This is a genomic window from Streptomyces sp. SAI-127, assembly GCF_029894425.1.
Taxonomy (GTDB): domain Bacteria; phylum Actinomycetota; class Actinomycetes; order Streptomycetales; family Streptomycetaceae; genus Streptomyces.
In genome coordinates this window covers 1,585,325-1,596,676 of record NZ_JARXYJ010000001.1, presented here as the reverse complement: position 1 = coordinate 1,596,676, position 11,352 = coordinate 1,585,325, and the positions used below count along the sequence as shown (strand labels likewise).

The following is an 11,352-nucleotide window of genomic DNA, read 5'->3' as shown; positions in this document are numbered from 1 at the left end:
CGTTTTCGAGGCGTTTTCCGGCTGTGCCGGGCTCCGGAAACTCTGTTGCACCGCATCCATGCCATCGCCCACGATTCCTCCATGGGTACGACGGGGGAGACCGCGCGGCGCGCGGTCATGGCGCGCACGGGGGTGGCGCCATGAGCGCGCGTCTGCGCGGGATCGCGCACGAGACGGAACAGATCGTCGCGGCGGGGCACTATCGAGCCCCGGACGGGCGCGAGGTCTCGCTGGCCGCCGAGATCGCAGCGGCGCGGGCGGGGACGCGGATGTACGGACCGGGACCCGTGGGGGTGCCGGACTTCGCCGCTGTGGACACGTTCATCGAGGTCACGGGCGAGAGCAGCCTGGAGGCGGCCCATCGGCTCGGCGGGCGCACCGCCGTGCTGAACTTCGCCTCGGCGCGCAATCCGGGCGGCGGTTATCTGAACGGCGCCCAGGCGCAGGAAGAGGCCCTGTGCCGGGCGTCCGCGCTGTACACCTGCCAGCTGGAGGCCCGCGAGTTCTACGACCACCACCGGGCCCACCGCGACCCGTTCTACTCCGACCGGGTCATCCATTCACCGGCCGTGCCGGTGTTCCGGGACGATCGCGGCCGTCTGCTGGACGCGGCACACCTCGTGGGTTTCCTGACCGCGGCCGCCCCGAACGCCGGGGTGATCCGGCGGACGGCACCCGAGCGGACCGCCGAGCTGCCCCGAGCCCTCGCGGCGCGGGCCGGCCAGGTGCTGTCGGTCGCCGTCACGGAGGGCTACCGGCGGCTGGTGCTGGGCGCCTGGGGGTGCGGGGTCTTCCAGAACGACCCCGCACAGGTGGCGGGGGCGTTCCGGGCACTGCTCGAGCCCGGCGGACGGTTCGCCGGGGCCTTCGAACATGTGGTGTTCGGGGTGCTGGACCGGACGCGCGACGCGGCGGTGCGCGCAGCGTTCGCACGGGCGTTTCCGGAGCCTCAGCTCCAGCGGTGACCGTCAGCCCTGCGAAGGGGGCCTCAGCGCCAGCCGTACCGCTCGTGAAGCCGCTGCCTGACCAGGTTGAACCGCCCCCGGTCCAGCGCGCACGCCTCCCGGCGCATCCCCTCCTCGTGGAGGCGCAGGATGCGGTCGACGTCCACCCAGGAGTCCCGCCCGGTCCGGTCCCAGGGCCCGCTGCCGATCGGCACCCACTCCCGGTCCCCGTCGTGCCGCTTGCTCGACAGCTGTACGGCGAGCAGGGTGCCGGCCGCCTCACGGGCCACCACGAGCACGGGACGGTCCTTGCCGCGTCCGTCGTTCTCCTCGAAGGGCACCCAGGTCCACACGATCTCGCCGGGGTCGGGGTCGCCGTCGTGCGCGGGGGAGTACTCGGTGCGCACCCTGCCGACCTCGCGGGGATCGGCCTCGGTGGTGGCGGTGGCGCCGAAGCGGCCGGGGACGTTCTCATCGGTAAACGCAGTCACGTGGGGAACCTTAAGGCGTCCGGCGAACCGGGCCAGAGGTACGGTCGGTTGGATGAACGCAACGTCGGCCGCGACGGCGAGCGCGGTCACCTTCGTGTGGCTGGGGATGGTGCTGGCGATCTCCTTCCTGGAGGCGCCGCTGAAGTTCCGCGCCCCGGGCGTCAGTGTCCGCATCGGCCTGGGAATCGGGCGACTGGTCTTCCGGGCCCTGAACATCGTGGAGTGCGTCCTGGCCACCGCGGTCGTCGTGGCCGTCGCCGCCGGTGACCCACCGGGCCGGATCGTCGGGTGGACCGTGGCCGCGGTGGTGCTGCTGGCCGGCCAACTGGCCGTGATCCGCCCCCGTTTGAACCGCCGCTCCGACCGCGTCCTGGCGGGCGAGGACCTGCCCCGCTCGCGCGGCCACCTCTTCTACGTCGCCTTCGAGGCGGCCAAGGTCGTCGCCCTGCTCGGCCTCGGTGTCACGCTGCTCGCCGTGTGAACGCGGGCCGTCCGGGACCCTCGTACCCGAGAGCCCCGGACGGATGTCGGGGTGCCGCTGCCCGTTACTCCTGGACCGGCACCTTCTGGGAGGGCGGCGACGCCACCCCGTTGAGCGAAGTGCCGTTGACGGGCTGACCGTTCTGGTTCATCGACGCCAGCAGCTGACGGGCCAGACCCAGCCCGGTGCCGCCCATGGTGAGCGCCTTGGCGAACATGTCCGCCATGCCGTCGGCGCCGTTGAGAATCACCATGTTGTCGGCGTTGCCGAACGCGGACGCGCCGGCCCTGACGATCTCCGGCCAGTTCTCGGCGAGTTGCTGGGCGACGACCGCCTCCTGGTTCTCGGCGAGGGCGGCGGCGCGGGCCTTGATGGCCTCCGCCTCCGCGAGTCCCTTCGCCTTGGCCGCCTCGGCCTCCGCGAGACCCCTGGCCTGAGCCGAAGCGGCCTCGGCCTCACCGGTGGCCCGGGTCGACGCGGCCATGGCCGTACCACGGGCCTTTGTCGCCTCGGCCTCGGCGATCGCGGCCGTCTTGACCCGCGTGGCCTCGGCCGCCGCGGCGAGCTCGGTCTCCTTCGCCTTGGCCTCGGCCCCGGAGATCCGCGCGTCACGCTCGGCCTCGGCGAGGGTGCGCTTCTCGTAGGCCTTGGCGTCCGCCGGCTTGCGGACGTCCGCCTGGAGCTGCTGCTCGCGCCGGTTCGCCTCCAGTTCGGCGATCCGGGTCTCCTGGACGACGACCTCCTGCCGGGCCGCCGCGTCGGCGAGCGGACCGGCCTGGCGCGCCTTGGCGCCCGCCTTGTCCCGCTCGGCCTGGTAGCCGGCCTGGAGGATCTCGCTGTCCCGGGTGGCCTCCGCCATCCGGGCGAACGACTTCTGCTCGGCCTCGGTGGCGAGCCGGTTCGCCTCGGCCTGCGCGATGCGCGCGTCCCGCTGGACGGCCGCCGCGTGCGGCATCGCCAGGTTCTGGATGTACCCGGTCGGGTCCTCGATCTCGTGGATCTGCAGGGAGTCGACGATGAGCCCCAGCTTCTCCATCTCCGTGCCGCAGGCGGCCCGGGTCTGCCCGGTGAGCTTCTCCCGGTCGCGGATCATGTCCTCGACGGTCAACCCGCCGACGATGGACCGCAGATGACCGGCGAACACGTTGTGCACCCGCTCGGACATCAGCTTCTGCTGGTCGAGGAAGCGACGCCCCGCGTTGGCGATCGACACGAAGTCGTCGCCGACCTTGAAGATGACCACGCCCCGCACCTTGAGCGGAATGCCCTGGTGGGTCACGCAGTCCACATGCAGTTCGGTCTCGTTCAGGTCGAGCGAGAGCTTGCGCACCGCCTGTACACCGGGCAGCACCAGCGTGCCGCGTCCGGTGACGATGCGGAATCCCATTCCCGCTTCGAGCCCCTCCGTCTTGTGGTTGGAGCCCGAGATGATCAGTGCCTCGTTGGGTTCCGCGACACGCCACATCAGTTTGAACAGACCGATCACAACGGCGATGGCAGCTACGGCCACCCCCGCAACGACGCCGACAATCATCGGCATACGCCCCCTTTGGATGGTGCCCTTTCGGCACCGAACGAAGGGAGTCTGCGCCTGTTCGAGGCCCGGGAGAAGACGCTGACGCATCCTTGTCGAAACCTTGATACACACGCCTCTCACCTGCGCGTGAGCAGGCTCAACTGTCGTACGCCGCCTGTACGTAGACCGTCCTCGGCGGCAGGTACTCCACCACCATCACCACCGTCCCCCGCTCGATCCGGTCCGTACCGGAGGCGGGGTAGGCGAGGAAGTGCTCGGCGCCGCCCCGCACCCGGACGATCACCTCGCCGACGAGCCCCGGCCCGATCGTCCCCGTGACCCGCCCCATGAGCCCGACCATCGACGCATCGTCCATGGTCACAGGGTACGGGCCAGGGCCGCTCACACGACCGGTGAATCCGCGCCGACGCGAGGCTCCGGCCAGACCTCGGGCCAGCGCAGCTCCGCCTCCAACTGCGCCGCGAGCGACAGCAGTAGCGGCTCGCTGTTCGCAGGACCGAGCAACTGGGCCCCGACGGGCAGCCCGTCGCCGACGAACCCGGCGGGCACATTGACCCCGGGCCACCCCAGCACGTTCCAGGGCCAGGCGTAGGGACAGGCCGCGATCATCGCGCGGTCCGTGGCCAGCCCGCCCAGCTCCAGCATCGCCCCGATGCGCGGCGGGGGAGCGGCCGTCGTCGGGGCGAGGACGACGTCGTACGACGTGAAGAACCCGCCGATACGGCGGTGCAGGACCGCCTCCGCGCGCCGAGCCACCCGCAGCGGGACCCCGCCGAGCAGTCCGCCGAGCCGGGCCGCGTCCCGGGTGCGGCGATCGAGGAGCGCCGGGAAGGGCGCCTCGCGGACCCGCTCGGCGATACCAGCCGTGGCGCGCGGGATGAAGGTGAGCCCGATCTGCCCGTACGGCGGATCCGCCTCCTCGACCGTGTGCCCCAAGTCGCTCAGCTTCTCGGCGAGTTCGACGACCCGCGCCCGCACCTCCGGCCGGAGCCGGGCGGGCAGCGCGGTGAACGGCGGTTTCAGGGCGAGCGCGATGCGCAGCCGGCCGGGGTCGCGGCCGACCGCCGCCGAGGCATCGATGGCGTGCGGGCGATGGGGGTCCAGCGCGTGGTTGCCGGCGGCCGCGTCGAGGAGGAGGGCCGCGTCGGCGACCGTGCGGGCGAGCGTGCCGTTGACGGTGATGCCCTGGAAGGACTCGCCGCGCGGCCAGGTCGAGATACGGCCGCGCTGGGGTTTGATGCCGACGAGGTGGGTCCAGGAGGCGGGGATCCGTACCGAACCGGCCCCGTCCGAGCCGAGGGCTGCGGGCACCAGACCCGCGGCGACGGCCGCGGCGGACCCGCCGGACGAGCCGCCCGGTGTGTGCTCCGGGCTCCACGGATTGCGGGTGGCACCGAAGGCGGGCCCCTCGGTGAACGGCCACTGCCCGAACTCGCAGGTGTTGGTCTTGCCGACGATCACGGCCCCGGCCGCGCGCAGCCGCCGTACCGCCTCCCCGTCCCGGGCGACCGCCGGGAACTCCCCCCGGCAGCCGAACGCCGTGGGTTCGCCGGCCACGTCCATGTCGTCCTTGACGGCGACGGGCACCCCGAGCAGCGGCTTGCGCACCCCGGCGGCCAGTTGGGCGTCCGCGGCCTCGGCCTCGGCGAGAGCGGCCTTCGTCCGTACGATCCGGAAGGCGTTGAGGGAGGCCTGGGACGTCTCGATCCGCGCAAGGGCCTGCTCGACGAGGGCCCGGGAGGTGATCGTGCCGTCGGCCAGTGCGCGGGCGGTCTCCACCAGGCCTGCGGAACGGTCGTGCGTCATACGGGGGCACCTCCGGGACTCCGGGACGACGTTGCCTACCGAACGGTAACGTCGGAAAGCGCTTCGCGGAACGTACCTGGCGGGAGTGGCGGCCAGGCGGGTGCCACAGCTTTCGCACAGGGCTCACCGGGTCGTGCGCGAAGCATTGACGCGTTCAGGTCACAGCCCTACCTTCTGATCGACTTCCCGAACTGTGTTCGGTATGTCGGACATCAAGGCGACCGTCAGAGTCGCGTCTTGTTCTTGTTCCTGTTCTTGTTCGAGGGAGAGCCGCCCGTGAGCACACGACCCCCCACGCCGTCCCGCCGCACGCTGCTGCGCGCGATGGCGGCCCTGCCCGCCTCGGCCGTCCTGCTGGGCGAACTGCCCGGTCTCGCCGGCACGGCACTGGCCGCCGCCCCGCCCAGCGGCTCGGCCACCCGCTACACGATCGTGCCGTTCCTCAACAGCAATGACGGGACCGTGAACGTCTACCAGTCCGACGACGCCACGGACTTCCGGCTGCTCAGGTCCTCCGCCTACACACCGCCCAGCAACAGAATCCGCGACGCGAGCGTCTTCAAGCACACCGACGGCTACTACTACCTGACGTACACGACCCACACCTGGCAGGACGTCAGCACCACCATCGGTTTCGCGCGGAGCTCCGACCGGGCCAACTGGACCTTCCTGTACGACTACACGGTCCCGATCACCAACCTGTCCCGTGCGTGGGCGCCGGAGTGGTTCGTCGACAGCGACGGCAGCGTGAACGTCATCGTGTCCTGCTCGGTCACCAGCAACGAGTGGATCTTCACGCCGTACCGGCTGAAGGCAGCGAACTCGGCGCTGACGGCATGGAGTTCGCCGGTCGCCCTGTCCGGGATCGGCTCGAACCACATCGACACGTACATCGTGCGGACCGGCTCGACGTACCACGCCTTCACGAAGAACGAGACGACCAAGTACATCGAGTACGCGACGGCCTCCTCGCTCACCGGCCCCTACACGATCTCCCGGACCGGCGACTGGGCGGGCTGGGGCAGCTATCGCGAGGGCCCGTCCGTGATCCAGCTCGACAACGGCGCCTGGCGGATCTTCTTCGACGGCTACGGCGACGGCAACTATTACTACAGCGACAGCTACGACTCGTTCGCGACGTGGTCCGCCCCGACCGCGCTGCCGGTGGTCTCGGGCACCGCCCGGCACTTCACGGTCATCAAGGAGACGGTGTCCGGCGGCCCTTCCCTCGCGAAGAACGTCAGGCGGTCCTTCCAGTCGGCCAACTTCTCGACGCGCTACTGGCAGGTGCAGTCCTCGCTGCTCAACCTCCCGGTGGTGACCGGCTCCAGCACGGCTGCCGAGAAGTCGGCGTCCACCTTCACGGTCGTCGCGGGCCTCGCCGACTCGAACGGCTACTCCTTCCGCGACTCCTCCGGCAACTACCTGCGCCACTGGGACTTCCGCGGCCGCTTCGACGCCAATGACGGCACGTCGACCTTCGCCAAGGACGCGACCTTCATCGCCCGCACGGGCACGTCCTCGAGCGCGGTCCGCTGGGAGTCGTACAACTATCCCGGGTACTACCTGCGCCACTACAACTACCAACTCCGGGTGGACCGGACGGCAGGGACGGATCTGTTCCGGCAGGACAGTTCGTTCGTGCCGGTGGGGGCCTGGGCCTGAGCGGCCGGCGCACCGGCCTGCCAGACGGCGGCGGCTACGGCCCCCGGGCACCCCGCGTCCCCTCCCTCTAATTCCCGATCCGCACGAGCTCGTCAGGCGAGAACGTCCGCGGCGACCTCGACGAAGTCCCGGATGAGGGGAGAGCGGCGGGTGGCCATCCAGGCAAGACACACCTGGTTGGGACCGATGTCGTTGATCGGTACCGGGATGACGTCCGGCCGGGTGTAGAAGCGGGCAGTGGAGAGAGGGATGACGCAGACACCGGCTCTGGCAGCGACAAGCTCGAGTTTCTCCTCAACCTGGTAAATGGGGGGAACCTCGGTGCGGTTTCCTTCGCGCATCTCCAAGGCCACGTCGCGCCATTCGGGAACCGCGTCCGGGTCCTGCAGGAGATGTTCGGCGGCCAGATCCGCGATCGTCACCGACTGCCTGTCGGCCAGATGATGGCCGGCCGGGAGTACGACGACCCTGGGCTCCTGGAACAGCGGCCGCACCTGCAGGCCGTGTTGGTCGATGGGCAGACGGACGATGCTCACATCGGCGCGCCCGTCACGTAGAACCTCCACCTGGTTGTCCCAGCTCGTGCGCAGGAGCCGGACGTTGACCCCGGGGTGGCGCGCGGTGAGGGCGACAACGGCGGGAGTGAAAGTGATACCGGGCATGAAACCGATGGTGAAGGTCCGACTCGCCTCGGTCGCCGATCTCACCCGCCGAAGCAACGCCTCTGATCCGGCAAGCAGAGGAGGCGCGTCCTCCAGCAACTGCTCGCCCGCGGCCGTGAGGGTGGTGCCGCGGCGATCGCGCCGGAACAGCTCCGCCTTCAGTTCTTCTTCCAGGGCTCGGATCTGCCGGGACAGCACCGGCTGGGCGATGTGCAGCCGTTCCGCGGCACGCCCGAAGTGCAGTTCCTCGGCCACCGCCACGAAGTACCGCAGCTTCCGCAAGTCAAGATCCATAGTGACCGTCCGTTCGCTCCCTTGTCACTACGGCGACCGGGCGCGCCTGCGCAAGGAGGCGTGCCCGGCTCACGTGCCATTTTCCCTCAGCCGTGTGCAAGCACCGCAAGGGGATCGGTGTGGAGAGGGGACCACCCCAGCTCGGTCCTGGCACGTGCCGGTGTGAGCTGCTGGTCGAGGGCGAAGGCGTCAGCGACCGGGCCCATCCGCTGACGGGCCTGTGCCAGGCTGATCGAGATGGTCTTTCCGCCCAGGCCTGCCGCCCGGCTCACCGCCACGGCCACCTCCTTGGCGGTCGGGTTCACGCCTCCGACGCCGGCATAGACCGAGCCTGCCTTCGCCCCGAGCGCGGCGACGTAGAGCTCGGCGGCGTCGTCGATGTGGATCAGCGCCCAGTGATTGCCGCCATCACCGATGTAGGGGACGGCACCGGCCTGCTTGCCCGGGCCGGTGTAGAAGAGGTCGATCAGACGGTTCTCACCTCCGTACAGCAGGCCCGGCTGAACCACGACCGGGCGGCCGCCGTGCTGGGCTCGCTGCAGCACCGCCTCCTCCACGGGCCGGCGCCAGGCGACGATGGCGGGCGGGTTCCAGGCCGCCGTTTCGTCGACGACGCCGTCGGTGTCACCGTAGACCCAGGTACCGCCTGTGTGGATGTACGTGCCTGTTCCGACCCCGTCCTGCATGGCGGTGGCGGCGGCGAGGTCGGCCTCACCACTGTCGGCCTGCGCCAGGTGCACCACCGCCTCGGCCCGCGCGGCTGCCGCATTGAGTACGCCCAGGTCACCGAGGTCGCCGATGACCGGGACGGCACCCAGGGCGCGGACCGCCGCGGCCGATCCCTCGCTGCGTGCCACCGCCTCCACGGCGTGGCCGTGCCTGATCAGGGCAGCGATCGTGGCCTTGCCGATGTAACCGGAACCGCCGGTGACGAATACCTTCATGAGCCTTGCACCTCGTTGGTCTGGAAACGTGTGCTTCCAGGCTGCGGCCGACGCACGCGCTTGGTCCAAGACCTGTCTCGGCGCCTGTGATGCCCTGAAGGTATGAGCTCCGCGGGCTCATCTCGGCGGCCTTGGGCGGGGTGGCTGCGGGTCGGCGGTGAACGCCTTCGCCTTCGCCGAGGCCGCGACGTCCACGGTCGCCTTCCGCTCGACGGCCACCTCGCCGCCGTCGAGGTCGTACCGGCGGGCCGTCACGGCGGCCCCGCGGGTCGCGCCTGAGCGGTCTCGGAGTCGGCGGCCGGCATTCGGCTCACGTCGACCGGCCAGGTGCGGTTGCCTCGATGAGGCACTCGGCACAGTGGTGCAGGGCGACGGTCACCGGGGCCTCACGGAGCCGGGTCTCCTTGGTGGGCCGCTCGGTGGCCGCCAGGCGGGCCTCGTGGATCACCGCCGACAACTCCTCGCGCGAGGCGGACCGCCGGTAGACGGTACGCCGGTCCACTCCGGCCTCCGTCGCGATGGCGGTGATGCTCGCCGCCTGATCGGCGGCCAGCATGAGCGAACCGGTCGTCATGACTGCTTCCAAGTTGCGCGCCGCGTCTGCTCCCATCCCCGGAGATAGTCAGCCCTGGGCGGAAAGACCCATCTATCGCCACGGCGATGTGCATCTCAGTGATCTAAGTACTACAGTAGCGTGACAGTTATCGTCCGGAATCCTCCGCTGTGCACTTGGGAGAAAGCGCATGCTCACCTATGACAGGCTCTTCATCGGCGGCACCTGGACCGAGCCGAGCAACCCGGAACTGCTCGACATCCTGTCTGCGCACGACGAGTCGCTTGTCGGCCGGGCGGCCCAGGCGCAGCCGGCCGACGTGGACCGTGCCGTGGCCGTCGCCCGCGCCGCCTTCGACGCGGGCACCTGGCCGAACACCCCGCCGACCGAGCGGATCGCGGTGCTGCGCAGGCTGAACGCCCTGCGCGAGGCCCGCGCCGAGGAGATTGCCGCCGTGATCACGTCGGAGAACGGATCGGCCGGCTGGTTCACCCGAGCCGGGCAGCCGGGCCTGTCCCGCCAGGCCAACGCCTACCTGAAGGCGGCCGAGGAGCTGGCCTGGGAAGAGGTCCTGACGCCCTCCGACCCCGCAGCCACCGTCCGCAGCGTGGTCCGCCGGGAGGCCATCGGCGTCGTCGCCGCTGTCATCCCGTGGAACTCACCGTTCTCCGCCTCCCTTGCGAAGATCATTCCGGCACTGCTGGCAGGCAACACCGTCGTCCTGAAGGTCTCTCCGGAGAACTCGCTGAGCATGGGCCTGCTGGCCGATCTGCTGGCCGAGTGCGGGCTGCCCGAGGGCACGATCAGCGTGCTGCCGGCCGACCGCGAGACCAGTGAGCACCTGGTGTCCCACCCCGACGTCGACAAGGTCGCGTTCACCGGCTCGACCCGTGCCGGGCGCCGGATCGCCTCCATCGCCGGTGAGCAGCTCAAGCGGGTCAGCCTGGAGCTGGGCGGCAAATCCGCCGCCATCTTCCTGCCCGACGCCGAGCTGGAGAGGTTCAAGGCGGGTCTGAAGTTCTCCTCCCTGGTCAACAACGGTGAGGCGTGCATCGCGCACACCCGCATCCTCGCGCCGCGCGACCGTTACGAGGAGGTCGTGACCGCAGTCAAGGAGGTCGTCGAGTCGTTGCGGGTCGGCGACCCCCGGGACCCGGACACATTCATCGGCCCGATGGTCCGCCGAGACCAGCAGCAGCGGGTGCGCGACTACATCAAGATCGGCGTCAAGGAGGGTGCGCGCCTGGTCACCGGCGGCCCCGAGGTGCCTGTCGGCCTGGAGAAGGGCTACTACGTCACCCCGACCGTCTTCGCCGACGTCGACAACTCGATGCGGATCGCCCAGGAGGAGATCTTCGGCCCGGTGCTGGTCGTCATCGCCTACGACGACGAGGACGACGCCGTGCGCATCGCCAACGACTCCGAGTACGGCCTGTCCGGCGGCGTGTGGTCCGCGGACGAGGCCCGGGCCCTGGAGATCGCCCGCCGCATGCGGACGGGCACGGTCACGATCAACGGCACCTCCGTCGGCTTCGACGGCCCGTTCGGCGGCTTCAAGGCCAGCGGCCTGGGCCGCGAGTACGGCTTCGCCGGCCTGAACACCTACATCGAGTACAAGACCGTCACCGTCTGATCAGCCGTCATCCGGGGCGTGCGGGCACCGGGGGCGCAGATGACGGCCACCGTCGCACCGAACGCCACCCGGCTTGCGCGCCGCCTGCTGGGAGTACGGCTCCCGCCCGCCTCCATCGCGAGCGAGCTGAGGGAAAGCCGGGGCAGCCTCCAGGCGATTTCCGGCGAGGTACCCGCGCGGATACGCGCAGCGCCTCTCGTGGTCGTGGTCGTATCGGCTCCTCACCCCCGCGGCCGTCCGGTTGTTCCTGCCTGCACTGAATCCGGGCCCGATTTCGCTGGCCGCCGCCGCGAGCGTGGCCGCGGCCGGCGCCCGGAGCATGGGCGCCGGCTGCTCGCGGAA

At 70.5% G+C, this 11,352-nt stretch carries 12 protein-coding genes; 4 read left to right on the top strand and 8 right to left on the bottom strand.

Annotated features, from left to right (window positions below; all coding sequences use genetic code 11):
- The first annotated feature begins 140 nt into the window (after positions 1-140).
- Positions 141-965, top strand: coding sequence for a TIGR02452 family protein (locus M2157_RS07575; protein WP_280864824.1), 825 nt, complete (start codon positions 141-143; stop codon positions 963-965).
- A gap of 23 nt (positions 966-988) precedes the next feature.
- Here M2157_RS07575 and M2157_RS07570 read toward each other — a convergent pair whose 3' ends face one another.
- Positions 989-1,435, bottom strand: a complete 447-nt coding sequence (locus M2157_RS07570; RefSeq protein ID WP_280861028.1) for a type II toxin-antitoxin system PemK/MazF family toxin — start codon at positions 1,433-1,435, stop codon at positions 989-991.
- 52 nt (positions 1,436-1,487) lie between these two features.
- Between M2157_RS07570 and M2157_RS07565 the strand changes: the two genes are divergently transcribed.
- Positions 1,488-1,916, top strand: a complete 429-nt coding sequence (locus M2157_RS07565) for a hypothetical protein (RefSeq protein WP_280864823.1) — start codon at positions 1,488-1,490, stop codon at positions 1,914-1,916.
- 64 nt (positions 1,917-1,980) lie between these two features.
- Here the strand turns inward: M2157_RS07565 and M2157_RS07560 are convergent, their stop codons facing one another.
- The 3 genes from M2157_RS07560 to M2157_RS07550 all read right to left on the bottom strand — a co-directional run bounded on the left by M2157_RS07560 (position 1,981) and on the right by M2157_RS07550 (position 5,259).
- A complete protein-coding gene (locus M2157_RS07560; RefSeq protein WP_280864822.1) occupies positions 1,981-3,456 on the bottom strand; it encodes a flotillin family protein in 1,476 nt (491 codons plus the stop codon).
- A 133-nt stretch (positions 3,457-3,589) separates the two neighbouring features.
- A complete protein-coding gene (locus M2157_RS07555) occupies positions 3,590-3,808 on the bottom strand; it encodes a hypothetical protein (protein WP_030044637.1) in 219 nt (72 codons plus the stop codon).
- A gap of 26 nt (positions 3,809-3,834) precedes the next feature.
- On the bottom strand, positions 3,835-5,259 hold the full coding sequence (locus M2157_RS07550) for an amidase (RefSeq protein ID WP_280864821.1): 1,425 nt from the start codon (positions 5,257-5,259) through the stop codon (positions 3,835-3,837).
- 276 nt (positions 5,260-5,535) lie between these two features.
- Between M2157_RS07550 and M2157_RS07545 the strand changes: the two genes are divergently transcribed.
- Positions 5,536-6,924 (top strand): glycoside hydrolase family 43 protein, encoded by a 1,389-nt coding sequence (locus M2157_RS07545; protein WP_280864820.1) that lies wholly within the window; start codon positions 5,536-5,538, stop codon positions 6,922-6,924.
- Positions 6,925-7,016: 92 nt separating this feature from the next.
- Here the strand turns inward: M2157_RS07545 and M2157_RS07540 are convergent, their stop codons facing one another.
- From M2157_RS07540 to M2157_RS07525, 4 genes are all read right to left on the bottom strand, one after another.
- Entirely contained in the window at positions 7,017-7,880 is an 864-nt protein-coding gene (locus M2157_RS07540) for a LysR substrate-binding domain-containing protein (RefSeq protein WP_280864819.1), read from the bottom strand.
- A gap of 86 nt (positions 7,881-7,966) precedes the next feature.
- Complete coding sequence (locus M2157_RS07535; RefSeq protein ID WP_280864818.1) at positions 7,967-8,824, bottom strand: NAD-dependent epimerase/dehydratase family protein; 858 nt, start codon at positions 8,822-8,824, stop codon at positions 7,967-7,969.
- Positions 8,825-8,941: 117 nt separating this feature from the next.
- Positions 8,942-9,079, bottom strand: a complete 138-nt coding sequence (locus tag M2157_RS07530; RefSeq protein ID WP_280861021.1) for a hypothetical protein — start codon at positions 9,077-9,079, stop codon at positions 8,942-8,944.
- Positions 9,080-9,134: 55 nt separating this feature from the next.
- Positions 9,135-9,398 carry a hypothetical protein gene (locus tag M2157_RS07525; protein WP_348541784.1) on the bottom strand — a complete coding sequence of 88 codons (264 nt, stop codon included), beginning with the start codon at positions 9,396-9,398 and terminating at the stop codon, positions 9,135-9,137.
- Positions 9,399-9,567: 169 nt separating this feature from the next.
- On the opposite strand from M2157_RS07525, the gene M2157_RS07520 reads away from it, so the two are divergent.
- Positions 9,568-11,010, top strand: a complete 1,443-nt coding sequence (locus tag M2157_RS07520; RefSeq protein ID WP_280864817.1) for an aldehyde dehydrogenase — start codon at positions 9,568-9,570, stop codon at positions 11,008-11,010.
- Positions 11,011-11,352 lie beyond the last annotated feature (342 nt).